Origin of the sequence: Loktanella sp. 3ANDIMAR09, from assembly GCF_001420005.1 — a bacterium.
GTDB lineage: Bacteria > Pseudomonadota > Alphaproteobacteria > Rhodobacterales > Rhodobacteraceae > Loktanella.
In genome coordinates this window covers 1-16,981 of sequence record NZ_LJAK01000018.1, presented here as the reverse complement: position 1 = coordinate 16,981, position 16,981 = coordinate 1, and the positions used below count along the sequence as shown (strand labels likewise).

31 protein-coding genes are annotated in these 16,981 nt (G+C 58.7%); 15 read left to right on the top strand and 16 right to left on the bottom strand.

What is annotated here, in order from left to right:
* Window positions 1–31 precede the first annotated feature (31 nt).
* The 16 genes from AN189_RS17600 to AN189_RS18945 form a co-directional block, all read right to left on the bottom strand.
* Complete coding sequence (locus tag AN189_RS17600; protein WP_083484493.1) at window positions 32–1,282, bottom strand: phage terminase large subunit; 1,251 nt, start codon at window positions 1,280–1,282, stop codon at window positions 32–34.
* 590 nt (window positions 1,283–1,872) lie between these two features.
* Window positions 1,873–2,448 carry a hypothetical protein gene (locus AN189_RS17590; protein ID WP_157057549.1) on the bottom strand — a complete coding sequence of 192 codons (576 nt, stop codon included), beginning with the start codon at window positions 2,446–2,448 and terminating at the stop codon, window positions 1,873–1,875.
* A gap of 35 nt (window positions 2,449–2,483) precedes the next feature.
* Window positions 2,484–2,666 (bottom strand): hypothetical protein, encoded by a 183-nt coding sequence (locus tag AN189_RS17585; RefSeq protein ID WP_056039116.1) that lies wholly within the window; start codon window positions 2,664–2,666, stop codon window positions 2,484–2,486.
* Window positions 2,663–2,830 (bottom strand): hypothetical protein, encoded by a 168-nt coding sequence (locus AN189_RS17580; RefSeq protein WP_216597761.1) that lies wholly within the window; start codon window positions 2,828–2,830, stop codon window positions 2,663–2,665. The genes AN189_RS17585 and AN189_RS17580 overlap by 4 nt, the downstream gene beginning before the upstream one ends.
* An 84-nt stretch (window positions 2,831–2,914) precedes the next feature.
* Window positions 2,915–3,502 (bottom strand): hypothetical protein, encoded by a 588-nt coding sequence (locus tag AN189_RS17575; RefSeq protein ID WP_157057548.1) that lies wholly within the window; start codon window positions 3,500–3,502, stop codon window positions 2,915–2,917.
* 230 nt (window positions 3,503–3,732) lie between these two features.
* Window positions 3,733–5,763: an AAA family ATPase gene (locus AN189_RS17570; protein ID WP_056039106.1), complete on the bottom strand. Its 2,031-nt coding sequence runs from the start codon at window positions 5,761–5,763 to the stop codon at window positions 3,733–3,735.
* Window positions 5,764–5,765: 2 nt separating this feature from the next.
* Window positions 5,766–6,017 (bottom strand): hypothetical protein, encoded by a 252-nt coding sequence (locus AN189_RS19255; RefSeq protein ID WP_157057547.1) that lies wholly within the window; start codon window positions 6,015–6,017, stop codon window positions 5,766–5,768.
* A gap of 72 nt (window positions 6,018–6,089) precedes the next feature.
* Window positions 6,090–6,809, bottom strand: a complete 720-nt coding sequence (locus AN189_RS17565) for a hypothetical protein (protein WP_172794948.1) — start codon at window positions 6,807–6,809, stop codon at window positions 6,090–6,092.
* Between the two features lie 11 nt (window positions 6,810–6,820).
* Complete coding sequence (locus AN189_RS17560) at window positions 6,821–7,183, bottom strand: hypothetical protein (RefSeq protein ID WP_056039099.1); 363 nt, start codon at window positions 7,181–7,183, stop codon at window positions 6,821–6,823.
* The gene (locus tag AN189_RS17555; protein WP_056039095.1) at window positions 7,180–7,614 is read right to left on the bottom strand and encodes a hypothetical protein; all 435 of its coding nucleotides are present in this window, start codon (window positions 7,612–7,614) and stop codon (window positions 7,180–7,182) included. The genes AN189_RS17560 and AN189_RS17555 overlap by 4 nt, the downstream gene beginning before the upstream one ends.
* The gene (locus tag AN189_RS17550; RefSeq protein WP_056039087.1) at window positions 7,611–7,826 is read right to left on the bottom strand and encodes a DUF3310 domain-containing protein; all 216 of its coding nucleotides are present in this window, start codon (window positions 7,824–7,826) and stop codon (window positions 7,611–7,613) included. Before AN189_RS17550 ends, AN189_RS17555 begins: the two co-directional genes overlap by 4 nt.
* 231 nt (window positions 7,827–8,057) lie before the next feature.
* Window positions 8,058–8,969 carry a DNA cytosine methyltransferase gene (locus AN189_RS19755; RefSeq protein ID WP_083484492.1) on the bottom strand — a complete coding sequence of 304 codons (912 nt, stop codon included), beginning with the start codon at window positions 8,967–8,969 and terminating at the stop codon, window positions 8,058–8,060.
* 298 nt (window positions 8,970–9,267) lie between these two features.
* Window positions 9,268–9,474 carry a hypothetical protein gene (locus tag AN189_RS17535; protein ID WP_056039081.1) on the bottom strand — a complete coding sequence of 69 codons (207 nt, stop codon included), beginning with the start codon at window positions 9,472–9,474 and terminating at the stop codon, window positions 9,268–9,270.
* Entirely contained in the window at window positions 9,471–10,139 is a 669-nt protein-coding gene (locus tag AN189_RS17530; protein WP_216597760.1) for a GIY-YIG nuclease family protein, read from the bottom strand. Before AN189_RS17530 ends, AN189_RS17535 begins: the two co-directional genes overlap by 4 nt.
* 45 nt (window positions 10,140–10,184) lie before the next feature.
* The gene (locus AN189_RS17520) at window positions 10,185–10,436 is read right to left on the bottom strand and encodes a hypothetical protein (protein ID WP_056039072.1); all 252 of its coding nucleotides are present in this window, start codon (window positions 10,434–10,436) and stop codon (window positions 10,185–10,187) included.
* A 71-nt stretch (window positions 10,437–10,507) separates the two neighbouring features.
* Window positions 10,508–10,741 carry a carph-isopro domain-containing protein gene (locus AN189_RS18945; RefSeq protein WP_083484490.1) on the bottom strand — a complete coding sequence of 78 codons (234 nt, stop codon included), beginning with the start codon at window positions 10,739–10,741 and terminating at the stop codon, window positions 10,508–10,510.
* 72 nt (window positions 10,742–10,813) lie between these two features.
* Here AN189_RS18945 and AN189_RS18940 point away from each other — a divergent pair, with 72 nt between their 5' ends.
* The 15 genes from AN189_RS18940 (at window position 10,814) to AN189_RS17450 (ending at window position 16,934) form a co-directional block, all read left to right on the top strand.
* The gene (locus tag AN189_RS18940) at window positions 10,814–11,398 is read left to right on the top strand and encodes an XRE family transcriptional regulator (protein ID WP_172794947.1); all 585 of its coding nucleotides are present in this window, start codon (window positions 10,814–10,816) and stop codon (window positions 11,396–11,398) included.
* Window positions 11,399–11,488: 90 nt separating this feature from the next.
* Complete coding sequence (locus AN189_RS17510; RefSeq protein ID WP_056039067.1) at window positions 11,489–11,770, top strand: hypothetical protein; 282 nt, start codon at window positions 11,489–11,491, stop codon at window positions 11,768–11,770.
* Window positions 11,767–12,216, top strand: a complete 450-nt coding sequence (locus tag AN189_RS17505) for a hypothetical protein (protein ID WP_056039064.1) — start codon at window positions 11,767–11,769, stop codon at window positions 12,214–12,216. Before AN189_RS17510 ends, AN189_RS17505 begins: the two co-directional genes overlap by 4 nt.
* Window positions 12,213–12,842 (top strand): hypothetical protein, encoded by a 630-nt coding sequence (locus AN189_RS17500; RefSeq protein WP_056039062.1) that lies wholly within the window; start codon window positions 12,213–12,215, stop codon window positions 12,840–12,842. The genes AN189_RS17505 and AN189_RS17500 overlap by 4 nt, the downstream gene beginning before the upstream one ends.
* 133 nt (window positions 12,843–12,975) lie before the next feature.
* Window positions 12,976–13,146 (top strand): hypothetical protein, encoded by a 171-nt coding sequence (locus AN189_RS19250; RefSeq protein WP_157057544.1) that lies wholly within the window; start codon window positions 12,976–12,978, stop codon window positions 13,144–13,146.
* 15 nt (window positions 13,147–13,161) lie between these two features.
* Window positions 13,162–13,341: a hypothetical protein gene (locus AN189_RS17495; RefSeq protein ID WP_056039058.1), complete on the top strand. Its 180-nt coding sequence runs from the start codon at window positions 13,162–13,164 to the stop codon at window positions 13,339–13,341.
* Complete coding sequence (locus AN189_RS17490; protein ID WP_056039055.1) at window positions 13,341–13,577, top strand: hypothetical protein; 237 nt, start codon at window positions 13,341–13,343, stop codon at window positions 13,575–13,577. Before AN189_RS17495 ends, AN189_RS17490 begins: the two co-directional genes overlap by 1 nt.
* Window positions 13,574–13,978 (top strand): hypothetical protein, encoded by a 405-nt coding sequence (locus tag AN189_RS17485; RefSeq protein WP_056039052.1) that lies wholly within the window; start codon window positions 13,574–13,576, stop codon window positions 13,976–13,978. Before AN189_RS17490 ends, AN189_RS17485 begins: the two co-directional genes overlap by 4 nt.
* A gap of 3 nt (window positions 13,979–13,981) precedes the next feature.
* A complete protein-coding gene (locus AN189_RS17480) occupies window positions 13,982–14,410 on the top strand; it encodes a hypothetical protein (RefSeq protein ID WP_056039050.1) in 429 nt (142 codons plus the stop codon).
* Complete coding sequence (locus AN189_RS17475) at window positions 14,407–14,682, top strand: hypothetical protein (protein ID WP_056039048.1); 276 nt, start codon at window positions 14,407–14,409, stop codon at window positions 14,680–14,682. Before AN189_RS17480 ends, AN189_RS17475 begins: the two co-directional genes overlap by 4 nt.
* Before the next feature lie 4 nt (window positions 14,683–14,686).
* Window positions 14,687–15,103, top strand: coding sequence for a hypothetical protein (locus AN189_RS17470; RefSeq protein ID WP_056039044.1), 417 nt, complete (start codon window positions 14,687–14,689; stop codon window positions 15,101–15,103).
* A complete protein-coding gene (locus AN189_RS19420) occupies window positions 15,100–15,309 on the top strand; it encodes a hypothetical protein (RefSeq protein WP_056039043.1) in 210 nt (69 codons plus the stop codon). Before AN189_RS17470 ends, AN189_RS19420 begins: the two co-directional genes overlap by 4 nt.
* A 25-nt stretch (window positions 15,310–15,334) precedes the next feature.
* A complete protein-coding gene (locus AN189_RS18935; RefSeq protein ID WP_172794946.1) occupies window positions 15,335–15,676 on the top strand; it encodes a helix-turn-helix transcriptional regulator in 342 nt (113 codons plus the stop codon).
* Window positions 15,676–15,861, top strand: coding sequence for a hypothetical protein (locus tag AN189_RS19415; protein WP_056039039.1), 186 nt, complete (start codon window positions 15,676–15,678; stop codon window positions 15,859–15,861). Before AN189_RS18935 ends, AN189_RS19415 begins: the two co-directional genes overlap by 1 nt.
* Window positions 15,831–16,934: a tyrosine-type recombinase/integrase gene (locus AN189_RS17450; RefSeq protein ID WP_083484487.1), complete on the top strand. Its 1,104-nt coding sequence runs from the start codon at window positions 15,831–15,833 to the stop codon at window positions 16,932–16,934. Before AN189_RS19415 ends, AN189_RS17450 begins: the two co-directional genes overlap by 31 nt.
* The last annotated feature ends 47 nt before the right edge of the window (window positions 16,935–16,981 follow it).

The window sequence follows — 16,981 nt, the reverse complement described above, 5'->3', positions numbered from 1 at the left end:
GCTACGGCCTTAGACTGTTTCGCAACTGCGGTCATAGACGGAGGCTCCGGCTGTCAAAGCGCGGCTTGATAACCGGCATTTCATAGGCAATCGGGTATCCGAAAGCGTCATTGTCGTGGTCTAAACCGGACGCCTTGTCCGGTTCGCCGTTCTTGTCATACGCCTGTTGTTCAAGGCACCGCGCGGCGCTGGGGGCTGTGGTCGCGTTCACCCGAACCTTGCCAGCTTCAAACGCCTTGTTCACGCTCAACACGCGGTCTTTAACGCGGGGGTTGCTGTCCTTTGCGCGGATCGTGAAACCCGCTTGGCGCAACAGCCCGATGTCCGACAGGCTGGCCCCCTTGCTGCTGGCGTTCTTGCCGCTGGCATCAGGGTAGATCGTGACGTGGTGGCCTGCGTAGCGTTCCTTGAGAGTGTCAATCATCGACGGGGTATCGCGCCCGCCCGTGATTTCATCGACGCAGTGCCAGCTATCGCCGCGCACCACGAAAACCTTTGCGGCCATGTTGCCGACGTTGAAGTCCATCCCGATCTTGAGGGGCTCACCCGGCTGGATCGTTTCAGTCGATCCACACGCAACGCGGTCATAACTGCTATAGACCGTGCCGCTGGTCAGGTTGACAAATTCGCCCATTAGGTAGGCGTCGATCAATTCTTGTGGGTAGGTGTCCCGCAATGACTGGATATAATCCGGTGGCAGGAACCGTTCGTTCTCGTAGGTGCTGGCCTGCACCATGCTATAATCAGTGCCGGGGTTTCGCTTGAACGTCTCATAGACGAACTTAAAGCCCTCTGGCGTTGTCGTAACCCCGATACCGTTGACCACACCCGGCACCACAAGGCGCATCCGCGCGATGATCTTGCGCCAAGCGTTCGCGGCCTTTTCGGTCGGCAGAACGTCGATTTCGTCCACATTGGCGCGGGCAATCTTGAAGCCCACAATCCCGCCAGGATCATCCATAGACCGGCAAATGATTGTGCCGTAGTAAGCGCGGCCCCTGTAGAACTCGACCTCTTTGTCAGCAGACTTGACCTTGACCCGAAAGCCAAGCGCAGATCCTGCCTCGTCCATCGTTGGCCAGAACGTGTCGCGGATATCCCGATAGGTCGGCGCGAAGTAGCCCTGCACCAGCTTAGGGTGCTTTGCAGCAAACAAGCCTAAGTCCAGCGCACCCACGTAGGTCTTGCCGCTACCGAACCCGCCGACGAAGCTGCGAAACTTGGTGTCTAGTTGCGACAGGTAAACGCCTTGCGGTGCGCTAACCGTCAGATCGTGTGACACGGATATCCTTGACCGGTGCGGCCATTGTCAGGTTGACTGTGACAGATGGCGCGTCGTCCTGCTGAGGATCAACTTGCATGGGAACGGCCTTCCCGTATGCGCGATCTAGTATCCCATTCGCTGCACTGACGCGTGCAGTTGCGGCCTCTTGATCGTTCGTCATGATTTCGACTAAGACGTTAAGCGCAGATTGCGCATGGTCTTTAGCCATTTCTGCCAAGTCGCGCTTTGCCTTAGACACTTGACCCGGCTTGCGGCCAGCGCCAGCGCGCTTCCCGCCTCGCTGAGCCATAATGATTTCCTTGATTGTTTTTCAATCCGGCTTCCCGCCGATAATTGTTCCGCTTCCCGCAATTCCCGCCTTTAACGATGCCCGTTCCGCACAACGAGTTGACGCCATAGAGGCGCATTGCAGATGACCGTCAGCGGTGACAGGTTCGGAGCGTGCGGTGGGTATGTCAGTAACCCGCCGGGGTGCGTGGCGGGTGTTGTTCTGGAATGCGAAACGCCCACCGATTAAGGCGGGCGCTGAAATGCGAAAGGACATGCCCCGCGCGATAAGTAATCCGTAACGCACTTTGGATTTACTGTCAACACCCTATAGCGTCTGCAAGAGCGTCAAACGCAACCATTAGTTCTGACTGCCCGATCTTGTGTCCTCTGCCCACGTATGGACGCGCACCATCGACAACCGCCGCGTTGATTGACCTCTGACGGATTGCGACCGCCTCAATCAATGACTTGTGCTGCGGTGGCATGAGGCGCGTAATCCTGACCAGTTGGCTCAGGCGGTCGATCCGCATTGCAACGGCCTGATCCGGCTTGGGGCTGGACTGCACGCGGTCATTGTCTGACCAGCCTGGGCTGCGTTCTGTCGCCTCCCACTTGTCACGCAGCTTCTCCCCTGCCGTATAGCCACGGTCACTGATCCATCCGCGCTTGTAGTAGACCTCCATCATGTCCACGCGGCGCACGCCCTTGACCCCGTTAGGGTTGGTGGTCTTGCCTGTGATGGGGTCAGTGGTGCCGCGCTGCTCAACAACAAGGTTGAGCCTGTTCGCCTGCCCCATTGCCCCTTGGTCCCATTCGGATCCGCCTAGCGACACACCGACACCCGCGCGGGCTTTGCTTCTTTGGTTCACCTTACGGCGCTTTGTCTTTGCCATGTTGCTCTGTCCTCGTGTTGCGCCGTGCGGCGTCGTTATTGGTGCGGCTTTCCCGCATCCTCTGACGTGTCGTAATCCCCGCCGATCACGCCCAGCGTGCGTGCGACGATGCGCACGACAAACGGCTGTGTGTGGATCAGACGCGTCATGCACGCCAAGGCCAGCGGGTCGATGCTGCCACCGTGCAGGATGCGGGCGGAAAGCTGGTGCTGGGTCATTGTTCGCATTCCGCGATAAGTTCCATAATTGCCTGTCGCTTGCATTTAAGCGCCTCCAACTTCATCCGATGCGCCTCAAAGCCCCAAAAAAACTTGAAAGGTGACCTTGTAACTTTCTCGATTTCTTCTTCCACGTCGCTCTTGATCCAGCGCAGAATTTTCATTTGATGCTGCCGGGTCATTCTTCACCTCTGCATGCGATGTTGCCGCTGGCGATCTGGTCGCCAAGGGTGTGGATCAGGGCGCGTTTAGAAGTCGAAGTCATCGCCGCCCCCTGCGAAGTCGCATGGTGGTTTCGTCGGCTTGATCCGGACCACCTTTGCATCCGGGAAAAAGTCCTGCGTTGCCGCCAGAACGTCGGCTGTCAGGCTGTAGGCTTTCAGCGCCGTCGCCACCTGCCTGAGATTGAACAACGTCAAGTCCGGGCGTGCCTCCTGGATGGCTGGCCAGTCCGGCAAGTCGCGATGGATGCCGACCTTCATGCCGTCGATCTCGATTTCCCAAACGTCCGGGCTTGCCTTGGGTGCGCCAGCCGCTTCGGCTTCGGCGTCCAGCGCGGCCAAGCCACGGATGCAGACAGCGGCACGCACGCCAGTTTCGGTCGGGTCGTTTGAGGCGATGGCGGCATCCAGCTTTGCCATCGCCGATCCAAACTTTTGAGCCGATGCCGTCGTGACCAATTCAGGCAAACGCCCTACGCCCCATTTTCGGTCCATGTCGCGGGCGGCGCGGTCAAACGGTGCCACCGCGTAATGCACCATCGTATCGGTCGCAGTCAGGTCCGGGGCTGTGAGGCTGTCGAACTTCTGCGTCTTGCGGCGTGTCATTCCTGCCATGTGAAAAACTCCTCTGCCGTAACGCCGTTACACGACACCCCGTTTAAGAAACGGGGGTGTGTTACGATGATGACCCCGTAACAAAACGCCCCCTTTGCCGTAACAAGATTTGTCATTTGTTTTCCTTGGGTTGGGAGAAATCGTAACATTTGTTACGGGCTGTTACGGTTGTTACGTAACATGTTACGCAAAGGGCCTGCCGTAACAGGAATCGTAACATGTTTTCGGGTTCAGATTTCGGGTGCAAACTTGCCTCCTGACGTGATGATTTCGACGGCCCGGTCGCCGTCTTTCGTCAGTTCCCAGTTGGTGCGGAACTTGCGGATCAGCTTTTGCCCTGCCAGCTTTTCGAGCATCCGCGCCACCTGCACCTTATGCTTAACGCCAATCGTGACGGCGCGTTCTGCCAGCGAAAGTTCCGGCGCGTCGTTGATCGACAGCAATAGCTTGTCCTCTGCTGACATGTTCTCATTGGCAATCTGCATGGCCCGCATTTGCAGCATCGGCTTGGCGAGGATCGTCGGCATTTGCCGACCCTTGCTGTCGCGGATCAGGTCGGACATGTGGCGCTGTAGTTCAAAGCTAAGCGGCTCAAATTCTGGGCCGCGAAACTTGACTTGCCAGTGTAGCGACACGATGCCGCCGTCATTCCAAAGCGTCAGATTGCCGTCCACCTCGTTGACCAGTGATGACCCGCCCTTGGGCGCAAGGTTGCTCCTGCTGGCGTTCTTGACGGGGTGTGCTGGCATGACCACAGCGGGCTTTGACGGGAACGACGTGAGGTGACGTGCGACACGCGCAAAGTCCAAAGCCTGGGCGTTGCTGTTTTCGTCCTCACCATCAAAATATGCGGCAAAGGTGTCGATCACGATTAGCACAAGGTTGGGCAATCTTTCGGCTTCCGCACGGATGCGGTCCAAATCGTTGCGGATGCTGAATGTGCCAGGGATGAAGTGAACGCGGCACGTCTCGGGGTTGATGCCGTGATGCTCCATAGTTCCGATCATTCGCGCCCGAACGTCGTCCGGGTTTTCGCCCGCCATGAATATTACGTCACCCGCTTCAACCTCGCGGTCGTAGAATTCGACGCCCTCGGCAATCGCAACCGATGCATAGAGCATGACGGCTGTTTTGCCGCTGCCTGTGGGTGCTGTCAGCGTGTAAAGCCGCCCGCGCTGGATCACGCCGTCAACGATGTATTCGGGGGCAACAAAGTCTTTTGTGAACTCTGCTGCGGTTTGCAGCTTCCAGGGCTGCACCATCGGCTGCGGGTCGTTTGTCGTAGGCGCGGGCGCGTGATCGAAATTCGGCGTGTATTCCGTCGCAATTTCAAACTTCGGGTTTGCGCGGGTGCGGTCGATCATATTCTGCACTTCGGCCCGCGTTTGCTCGACGGTATAGCCGCCAAGCGTCAACGGGTCGGTTAGCGCGTGGATCTCTGCATCGGACAGCCCTTTGCGGACGTAGCTGCCGACCAAGCGCAAAACAGCGTCATTCCAGTTGGCACCGGACATGGCCTGAATAGCGGTGCGTTCGCGGTCCAACGGCGCGGGCAATGCGCCCGTGTCGATTTGGAATTGCGATGACGACGCGGGGGCTGACCCAAACGCGCGGCGCATCTGGTCGATTGTGACGGGGCTGCGATGATCCGGGTATGTCGTGCGAATTGTCGTCAGTTCGCGTTCATACCCGCGTGCAACCTTGTGCGATGCTGGGTAAGCGACGGTGCCGCCGATCCGCATGATGCGGCTGGGGTTGATGACGGATTTATCGCTGCCAAAGTGGGCTGCGATTGCCATTTGCGTTTCGCGCCAGACGGCCATGTCATAGCATGGCTCGGCAAGTTCCCAGTAGGTATGCACGCGGGGGCTTGGCACGCGACCTGTAATCACGGCTGCGGAATATTTTGGCCCGCCCCATTGTTTTACGTTTGCTGCGGACACACCTTCATCACAGTCGGCCCAGACGAAAAAGCTGGCGATGATATCCGAGTCTGTGGCGGACCCGGTGCATGTTGCGCGAATGGGGTTGCGAACGGCGTAGACGTTCCGCCCCGTCGCGTTCATGCTTTCGATCCAATCGACGGCCTCTGACAAATCGTCAGGGCTGAATTTGCCGATCTGGGGCTGCGAACCTTCCTTGAACGCCCTTACCTCGATAGAGGCGGGTTCATTGAGTTCGTGCCATCGGGCGGTGATGTATTCGAGGTCGTGCAGGATTTCCGCTGCGTTGGCCTCAATCGGGATTTGTTCTGGCATCATGGTCAGTCCTCAATCAAGGACATGTCGGATGCGCTGTCGCCGTGATACGCGGGGGGAAGCCAACCAATGTGGCGGTAGCACTTTTCGCACCTCACACCATCAGCGTGAGGCCCTTTCGGGCCTGTCAAAACGCCAGTGGTGTGGTTGCAAAAGCGACAAGGTTTAAGCGCGGGCCATGACGCATCCAGCGTCACGCGCGGGCCTTCTAAAATGTTCCATGCCTCAACGTCGGCGGAACCCGTTTTGATTTCCATCTTGTATCCTATCGGGCCGTCAGTTTCAGTGGCCCGGCCCCCGCTTGGGGGACCGGGTGAGTCGTTTCTTGCTCAGAACTCGGCATCCTCAGGGATGCGCGTGTCAGCCGGGGCGGCGCTGGCGGTTGCAGCCGCTGGCGTCGTCGTTTCGGCTTGTGCGGTCGCGATGACCGGGGCGTCGTCTTTCAGGCAGTCGGGACGCGGCACCCACTGCACGACCGTCAAAACGGGCTTGTTCGACGTGCCAGATTGCAGGGTTTGGCTTTCCACGCCGGTTTGCTTGACCAGCGGCAACAGCCGCCCGTTTTCCGACTTTTCAGCCCATTCCGCCGCGATCTGCTTCGACAGTTTGGAGAACGCATCGTAAGCGCCAAATGCGGCCTGTTCCCATGTTGCCGCCTGCCCGCCGCCGATTGCGCAGCGCACAGACAAAGCCGCCGACCAGGCGTATGCGCCGGACTGTTTCTTGCTGTCGTCTGGACGCGGCGTTGCTTGCGAGATGGACGGGTTCCAGCGCTTTTCCGGTGCCTGACCCGTTGCGCCGTCTTTCATCCAGCCCAGTTGCAGCGTGTCCAAATCCATGACGCAGCCGTTTTCAAATGCGGGAATGACGTGTTCGAACTTTTCGTCGTTGGCGTCTTTCCCGCGCAGCACCCACGACTTGGGCTTGAAGCCCTTCATCGCGGAACCGTTGCTGGTCCATGACATCCAAGGGCCTTTGGAGCCGCCCGTGTCGCCTGTGTCGATTGTCAAAGTCATCTTCTGTTTTCCTTGTTTTACGAATGCGCTCAAATCGCGCCGCCTTAGAATTCAATCCCAAGGACATTTCCCGGTGCCGCCGGGTCGGTATCGGCTTGCGCCGATGGGGTTGTCGCGTTGGCAAGTCCAGCGCGGCATTCTGTTTCGTGTTCACGAATTTCTGCGGCCATGTTGGGGTGCGCGAGGTGCAGCGCGTCCAACATGAAATCCTGCGATGCGAGGTAGCCGTCCAAGTCGTTGGCGTTTTCGATTGACCAGATTGTTTCGATGCACTTGCGCTTGAAGCGGTCAGCGCGGGTCCAATCCGAAAGGTCAACGTTCATGCCGTAGTCATGTTCGTATTTCCCAAAGCTGCCGTATGGGCGCTGCGGTTCTTCTTGTGCGACGGTTGCGATTTCAAAGGTCATTTCTGCATACCCCAGTAAGCCAGCAGCGCGGCCTCGGCGCGGCCATCGTCTTTGACGCGCTTGAATTGTTCGGCGTCATCGGGAAACAACTGCATTGCCATTTCGCGGCTGGCGTTCTTGTCTTTGGACAAACCCAGCGCGGCTTTCCATTTGCTCGGCTCGATTTCGCGAAACGGAATATCGCGCCACATCAATGCGCCTTTCAGAATTCCGAAATTCATGAACATCGTGCAGAGCGTTTTGCGGCCCATCGCCGGACCCGTGAACAGCTTTTCCAATGCGGTCGCCTTGATCATCGGCAGGCCCGCAACAAGGTCGTGCAATTCCTGCGTTGTGCCGGGCATATCGTGGCACGACACGCGCAAAGTTTCGCTATCCAGCAGCGCTAATGCGCCTTTTTTGCCGGGGTCGATTCCAAGATAAATACTCATTCCGCAACCTCGCCTAGCCGTCTGGCAATCTCGCGCTTGATGTAGAATTCCGCCTTGCGCAAATCCTCGATTGCATCGCCTTTCAGGTCCGCACGCCAGATGTATTTGACGGCGTTGCCGAGGCAGAACCCCATGTGTTCCGTGATCTGGATACACTCCACGCCCGACGGATGCGCAGTGTAATGCTTCGGATGGTTTACCGGGTCATTCATGACGCGCCCCCGCGTTGTAAGCGGCCATACGCTCGTGCAGGGCGTCACGCAGGGCCACGGCGTTGCGGTGGGACGGGTTCGCGCTGTAGCGGGCCTGTGCGCGGTCTATCCATGTAGAAAAGTGGCGGGGGGAGCCGTGGGATGCCCTCCCCCCGCCAGTCACGTCAGGCGCTGGGAGGAACGCCGGACGATCCGCCAGCAGGGAGGCCCTGACGGAATGGGTGTGATGGGTCATTGTGCGGCCTCCGCTGCAAGGATGGCGTGGCCGATCATTTCGGGGATTTGCGGGACGACGGCGTTTCCTAGCCCTCCAAGTCTGTCCACCCGCTGGGGAACCCCATTAGCCACTCGACCCACGTCGGGTTCAGAGCGCCAGATTGATCCGATACCACCTGCGACAAGCCCAACTGCTTGCCTATGCGTTGCCGCCTCTGCACTGATGGACTGGACAGGTTTCCCCGATCGCGATTGTCCGATGCTTGTGGCGTTGCGAAGAGTTGCCGCATCTCTACTTGCACAAATTCGGCCAAGTTCAGCCCAAAGCTGGACGCTGATCTTCGGATTAGGCAACCGTCCGATGTTCCCGCGCCCGCTGACCTGCCGTCTATCTTGCGCGGCGTTGGGATAGGCGATGACCCATATTCTTTCGCGCTTATGCCAAGCGCCAAGGTTGGAAGCTGGTATGCTGCGCCATTCCGCATCATACCCACTTTCGGCCAGGTCTCCGAGAACTCGGCCAAACCATCCGCCTCGTTTTTCGCTAGGGCCACTAAGCAGGTTTGCGACGTTCTCCACGATGACGTATCGGGGTTGTAACTCGCCAATAAGTCGGACGATTTCGGACCACAGGCCGCTTCGGGTGCCCTCACCCATTCCAGCCTGGCGTCCCGCTGTGCTAAGGTCTTGGCATGGGAACCCGCCTGTGATAACATCGACGGCAATTCCATCGGCAGCAAGCCTTGCGCCTGTGAGGGTTCTAACGTCGTCATATTGCGGCACCTCCGGCCAATGCTTTGCCAACACGCGGCGGGGGAAATCTTCAATTTCGCAGAACGCGACAGTCTCAAAGCCGCCAGTGCGCTCAAGGCCCAAAGAAAAGCCCCCAATTCCGCTGAAAAGATCGAGAACGCGCAGCTTGGTCATGCCGTCACCTGCGCGATTGCCTGCGACGGCGGGGTGGCGCGGATCTTCACCTTTGGCGCTGTGACGATTGCGACGGCTTCGGCCATTGTGTAGCCGCCCTTGGAGAAAAGGGTGTCAACGTCGCGGCGCTGTTCTTTCGTCAATCCAGACGCGACAGATGCAGAGCAAAAGGATACCTTGTGACGTGCCGCCCATTCCCCGACCGTCTGGGGGCGCACGCCAAGTTCACGGGCAGTTTCCGCCTTGCTTAGACCGCGCTTTGCGCAATCAAGAAATCGCGAATGCAAATCAGAATGCTTCACAGGTCATCTCCTGCCAGTTCGTAACGCGACTTGCGCGGCACGTAGTTGTTGCCCCACCCACCAGAGGTGGCGAACCACGCCAACGAATTTTCGCTTGCGTCAGGCTTGCCCGTGACGACCGGAACACGCGCCGCGCGGGTCATCTCTTTGGGTGCAGGCGGAATAGGGAACCGCGCGGGCGGGATGGTGATGCGGCGGGTCATGCTGCGTTACCACGCAATCCAAGAACACGACGGAGAGTTCCTCGACGTGTCAGCTGGCTAATTTCTGCACGGATTAAATCCAGTGCGAGGCCATCCATCACATGAATATCTTCCACACCGTATCCGCCGCGTAGTCTTGCGTGAATGACGGTGCGTTCGTAGTCGCTCACGATGCCCTCAAAGTCTTGCGCACGCGGCTGATCTCCGTGTGGCATTGAAAGGCCATGAACGAGGATTGCGGAATTGCTTTCAGCCGACCGGATAACGCAGGGGATGCGCCCCACATCATCGGTGATGTTGAAGTCCTTCATTGCGCAGCGGCCCGGAGCCTTCGCAAAAAGCCCATCAAGTTTAGCGTTGCACTTCACCCACTCGCCTCGGCCTTTGTGGGGGTCCGCGTTGGCAATGATGTGGCGTTCCCAACTTGAACTCACATCGCGGCGGCTGAATTGAAGCAGGTGGCGAAACTTCATTGTGAACGGCGAACCCGCCATTAGTGATTGGATGCGGCTGCCGGGGTTGTTGGTGATACCAACTTTGGCCACATCACCGCCGAGCAATTCAATGCAGTAAAGATATTCGCGCGTTTCCAATGGACTATCTCCCGGAAAGTTTTCCAAGGCGACGGGCAGCAGAAGCTGCCCACCAGCGCCCAAATGCGCCAAGACGCAGGGCAAGAATGATTTCTATTTCCACCAACCTACGGAGCATTAGTTTCCCCCGAAAATTGCGATTGCCGCGTCACGCAAATCAGGGTCAGAAAGCGCCCGCCCGACAACCCAGCCTTGCGGGGCATTGGTTCCGGCAAACCAATTTTCAGCAGTCGAGGGATCGACGCGAAAAACCAAAGCCGCATGAGCCGGGCTGTCAAAATTGGAGGTGATAAAATCGCGCCACATGTGCGCAAAATGCTGGCGATATGTCAGCACGTCCGCTTTTGCGGAAAACTTTCGGCAGGACATTCCTGATACTCCATTCCTATGTCTAGTTTGTGAGACAGACATGGAAACAGAACGGGATGCGGGGGCGGCGATCATTGGGTCGCCCCCGTCGTTGCTTGAGAAGCCAGCTTTGTCCGCACGGAATAAAGATCAGCAGGCGTTACTTCGCGGCCTGCTTTCTTCGCGGCTTTTATGATTGCTGGATCGTAGCGGGCCGGGATGGAGTTGCGTTGGAACCATGCACGCACGGTCGTGTGACCAGCGCCAATGGCATCCGCAAGTTTGGTCCGGTCGCCCCAGATGCTTATGAGTTGTTCGGGTGTCATACAACGCAATTTGTATCACGCCGGATTAGATGTCAACACCTTTTGCGTTGTGCGGTCTGCTAAATGGCGGGAATGGAAATGCACGAACGACTTAAAACCGCCCGCGAACAAGCTGGGTTCGAGAGCGCAGCAGATGCCGCGCGGAAATTCGGCTGGACCGAAACGACCTACCGGGCGCATGAAAACGGGCAGCGAAACATCCCACGCACGAGAGCGCCGATCTATGCCCGCGCGTTTCGCGTATCCCCGGAATGGCTGTTGCTAGGTGTTGGTGACAATGAGAAAAAACGGGTGCCGTTAGTGGGGTATGTTGGCGCTGGGGCCGAAGTTCATCCGTTTGATGACGGTGGATGCCTAGATGAAATAGACCCACCACCAGGTATTGGGCCAAGCGCTGTTGCGGTTCGCGTTCGTGGCGACAGCATGTATCCTCGATACATGGACGGTGACGTTCTGATTTATGACTCTCACGTCGCCAGCCTTGCGCGGGCAGATGGACAAGAGTGCGTTGTGTCTTTGCTGGATGGGCGCAAGTTTGTCAAAACCGTTCGCGCAGAGGATCGCGGGATTGCCACACTGGAAAGCTATAACGCGCCGCCGATCCGGTCCGTTCAGGTTGAATGGGCAGCGCTGATTCTTTGGGTCAAACGGGCCTAGTCCCCCCTTTTTTGTGTCGAGACGATACATTTTGCGTTGACACAGCCCGAAGCGACACATAATGTATCCCCAACAGCCCACACCGGGCCAATGGGAGACGCGACGATGACAACCAATAAATTCGGATCAATTCAGGAAACCGGCGCACAGCCGGGCGACACGGTAATTTGCGTTGGCCACCGTGATGAAGCCGAGCGTCAGAACTTCACTAAAGGCGGGCGCTACCGCGTCGTTTTGGCCGGGACGCAGCTTTGCGTTCACCCGAACTCCACGCAGGCCAACGGCCACCGGATTCCGCGCGTTGGATACGGGGCTTTCTGGGTTCTTGACGCAGCGGATCAGGCCACCACCACACAGGAGACACACCAATGACCAACGCAATGACCGCCAGCAACGACCTGCTGACCCTCGCAGAAATTCAGGTTGAAATCGACAAACTGCCCGACCTTATGTCGGCAAAGGGCTGCGTTACCCCGTCCGCAGAATTCGCCCTCGTTTCAGGGGCGCGGGCAAGATTGATGCTTAAAAACCGAAGCAGCGAAGGCGCGCAGGTCGGTTCGTATGGCATGGACATTTTCGCCGGCGATACACCTCGGGAAATTATTGAAAGTGCCATCGCGCACATCGCCGCCATGCCGGATCCCGAAACCGCAGCAACGCAACGGTTTGTCAAGAAAATGGCCGATGCCGTTGACCAGGCCCGCAAAGATGGCGTGCCGGATGAATACACCGCGCCTGTCAGCGCCCATATCAAGGTGGTTTACGAAAACCTGTTGCCCGCCCCAGCCGACCGCCTAGCCGATGGGGTGACGGCATGACCGCGCCGGACACCGAAACGCTGCAAAAGCTGCTGGGCGAGCACGTCAAGCCACTTAAATGGTCGCGATGGGGTGGTGAATGGGACACAATCACCAAGTTTGGCGCACTCACCGTCAAGCTGCACGGACATTCTGGCTATTACCTTTTCAAGGGCAACGATAGATTGCTTGATTGTCTTTCTGCGGAACACGACAGCTCGACGCCAGAAGACAGCATGAAACAGGCGAATAATTACGTCTTGAAGCGTGTCGCAGAGACTGTCCCGTTGACCCTCGCCACCGAAGTCATCGCCCTGCGCAAGCAACTGGCCGACGAACAGCGGGCGCACGAACGGTCCGTTGCGGCATACGGCGAACTGACGATGGAGCGCGACAGGCTGGCAAAGGCTGCGGATGCGTTGAAACGGGACGTGTGGATGCCGCACGATACCGCGCCTCGTGATGGCCGCATGTTCTTGATCCGCTACCCGCGCATGATGAACCTCGTCTGCCGTATTTGGTTTGATACTGTCCACGGATATTTCAAAGACGACAACCGAACAGACGGCGGAATTACGAACCCTGTTTTTCTGCACGACGGCGACCTGTGGGCGGAAATACCCGCCTACCGCGAGGCCCGCAAATGACCGCCGCGACCATCGCCACCGCAGCCTTGTTTTTCGCCGTCTTTGGCCCGCTGATTGCCCGCCATGAACGCCGCGAACAGCGCGACCGCCAATTCACCGAATACCGAAACTGAACCGCACGAAAGGAATTGTCGTGAATATACCGATGCCTAAAGCGACTGCAAAACTGATAATCGCAATCACAGAGCCGCACGTCGAAAAATACATGGATGAAGGTGATTTGAAGGCCGCGATGGCGCTTCAAAGCATCATTTCATCCATCAATCTGGCGCTGGAAACCAACAGCTCAATTAAATTCACCTAAAGGACACCCATTGAAATGCAACACTCCCCGATCACCCCCGACTACATCATCACCAGCTACGGCGCAGTCATTCCGCGCGTTGTGATTGGCCTGCCAGCCAAGCGGCGCGTGACCCTGCCCCCCGCGCCGCGCGTCATCACCGACCTTGACGCCGTGCCTGACGCCCACGTTATCGCTGCGATGGAGGGCAAGTGATGGACCTTGAGCAAGACAGCTACGTGTTTCCCGGAGAGCGGTTCAGCCAAAGCGGCGTAATTATAGGTAATGGCAAAGGCATGACCCTGCGCGACTGGTTCGCCGGTCAATACATTGCCGGAAGGTTCGGCGGGGAGCCGGGAATCCATTTGCGCCCCGAGAACGCGGCGCGAGATGCTTACGAACTTGCCGACGCCATGCTTGCGGCCCGCGCCAAGCCCCCGGCCACCCCATGACCCGGCACCACGCATTCACCGCCCTTGCCGCCAACGCCGCGCACGTCAACCGCACAATGCCGGGTCCGGTCTATGTGCTGGAACTGCTGGACGCTGGCGAATGGGTTGCAGAGGACGATTACACCGACCCGGACAAGGCCGCTGACCAGTGGTTGTGGTGCGCTGAAAACGGCCTGACCGCGCGATTGATCGAAACGCACTACGACGGCGACCGGGCCGATTACACGCAAGAGGCCCGCGACCGCATCCGCAACTGGTGCATCCAACGCGGCGATCCGGTGCCGGAATGCCTGGAGACAGCAACAGAAACCGCAGCCCGGGAACGCGCCGAAGCAATGGCCGAGGCCAGCGCCACGCGGGGCTGTGATGAACATCATGATGATGAGAATGAAGGGAATTGAGGGATGGATGTTCGCGACTGGCGTGATGCCAAACCAAAATGGGCAATCGACGCAGCAAAATCCGAATTGGAACAATGGCAAATCACTGCTGCTTTGTCATGGCCGCAAGAGGCAAAACCTGAACCAGTGCCGTTCCAATGGGGTGACTACGACAACCTGCATGGCGAGCCGGTCGAAGGTGTTTACTGGACCGCAACCCACGGTGTTCGTCGCGTTGAAATCAGGGAGAAAAACGAAACCGATGTGGGGTGGAAAAAATGGAGGTTTAAGATTGGCGATGGGCAATGGTCCTCATCGGTTACACGTGGCCCGCTTTATCCAACGCAGCGCGATGCGTTTTTAGCCCTTGTGTGGGCTGAGTGTGAGAATGCAGCAAAACGTCTGCATACTTTCAAGGGAATGCTTCGTGTCGCCACGGAGGTCACCCAATGACCCGCGCCCCCGATGGCCGAGGCACGCTTGGCCCGCAGTGGCTTGCCGACAACCTGCCGCGCCAAGACTTCGACCGTGGCATGTTGGCCCGTCGCGCCGATGACCAGCACGCCACATGGATAGACGAACCACGGCGGCGCATGTGCTGGCTGTGTCTGGCGATCTGGGCCGTGTTGATCGCCGTGGGCCTGTGGGGCGTCTGGCACGCATTTGGCCTGCTGTTCACCGTGGCCGGGGACGCGCTGCATATTTATTCACTGCCGAGAGGATGACGATATGAGTGATGAATTGTATGAAGGTCCATGCGAGGCCGGGTGCCAACGATTTCATGGCGGAGAGACACAGCATACGCCCGGCTGTGGCCACTACCCCGAATCCTTGACCAAGGCCTATGACGATCAGATCGCCGCTGCCAGCGCCGAGGCCGACGCCCTGCGTGCAGAGGTGGATAGGCTGCGGGGGGAACGAGTCAAGCCGCTGGTGTGGGTAAATGCGCCTTGGCACCTTGACTGCGAATTAGCGGATGAATTTGGCCTGTATCAAATCGCCAAAGATGAAGGAACTTGGTTTCTTTACATCGGTCATGCTGAAACTGGAATTGCCCACGCCACCCTTGAAGCCGCCAAAGCCGCAGCGCAAGCCGACTACGCCGAGCGCATCTTGTCCGCTCTCGCGCCGACAGGTGACGCATGACCAGCGCATATGATAAATGGCGACTGTCCGTCCCCGATGACGACCGCCACGAAGTCGGCACCGAAGCGGGCGAAACCTGCCTGCGGTATGATGAACCGAATGAGGACGCGCCGCGCGGATACAAGCCTAAACCGTGCAGCGGCGTGATGTGCTTCGATTGGGGCGATGCCACGGCATACTGCGACACATGCGGGGAATTGGCATGACCGGACACCGCCGCTTTATCCGCATGTGGACAGCATACAACAGTCGCCGATGGTGGCAGAAATGGGGGATGTGATGTTCGGTGAACGATTGAGAGTTGCCCGCGCCCGCGCTCGGATGACACTGGCGGATATTGCCCGTGAATGCGGTTGCACCGCGCAAGCCGTGGTGAAGTGGGAAAGCGACAAGGCCATGCCAGACAGCCGCAAGTTTCTGGCGCTTTGCCGGGTGCTGGACGTGTCAGCCGAATGGCTGATGGCACCTGAGCCGCTGGACTTCCACAGCACGGATACCGCGCCGCAGGGTCGCCATGCGAAATACTGGGTCCGTGCCGCGCTTGAGGAACTAGCACAGGAGGCCCGCAACTGATGCCGACTGCGACCGAAGCGCAGATAAAGCGTGCCATCCGCGCTGCCCGTCAGGAGGGATGCGCAACGGTCGTTGTTGAAGGCGCGATCATCAAGATACTTGTCACCGATGACACCCCGCCCGTAACGTCGCACGACGAAACGGGGGCTGACGAATGGGACAACGCAATCGGGGCGGCGCGGTGAAGCTGCGTTTCATCAGTAGGTCAGGAACATGGCCCAGCGGACACCCGCGCTGCTATTACCGCCCAAAAGGCCGCAAGGGCATCGCCCTGCCCGATCTGCCGATGGATCATCCTGCGTTCTTGCGTGCCTATGCCGAGGCGGCGGGCGGCGACATGCCGTTGGCCGCAACGCACCTGACAGGCTCGCTAGGCGCGGGCGTGCTGGCCTATCAGTCGTCGGACATTTTCCGGGCGCTGTCACCGACCACGCGGGACCAGCGCCGCCGCACGCTGGACAAGCTACGCCGCGCCTACGGCGATCTGCGACTGTCCGGCCTGCGGTCCCGGCACATCCGCAAAGACATTGCGCAATTCGATCCCAATCCGGCAAACAGCCGACTGAAGGTCTGGCGGGCGCTGGGACGGTATTGGCTGGACGCAGGCCTGCTCGACATGGACCCGGCCCGCGACGTGCGGCCCAAAGCGGTCCCGAAAACAGACGGTCACGCGGCATGGTCGCGCGATGACCTCGACACGTTCCGCGCCCATTGGCCCATTGGCACACCGCAGCGGCTGGCGATGGAATTGATCTATCAGACATGCGCGGCAATCGGTGACGCCTGCAAAATCGGCAAGGGCCACGTCAGCCATGACGGATGGATCACGTATCGACGCAGCAAATCGCAAACGATGGCGTGCAGTCCTGCACTCTCGCGTAGCCCGGAATGGTTCGAGGGTCGTCCCGATCTGCTGCAAGCCTGTATTGACCGTGCACCGCGTGCGCTGACCTACCTTGCCACGACGGGCAACAGGCCACGGTCGCCAAAAGCCGCGACGGGCTGGTTTGCAGACGCGTGTCGAAAGGCTGGGCTGGACGACGGGAAAACAGCCCACGGCCTGCGCAAGCTACGCGCGGCAATGATGCGCGAGATGGGTGCGACGAAAGATCAGCGCATGGCGGTCCTGGGCCACGAAACCGAGACCGAGGCGGACCACTATGCGCGGTCGGCTGACCTGCGCCGGGTCATAACAGGAACGGAAAGTTCCAACTTGTCCAACTCGGGTCCAACAGACTCACTTAAAGGACTGAAATAAATGACAAAATTTGACGAAAAAACGAGGGTGGCGATCCCGGGAGGACC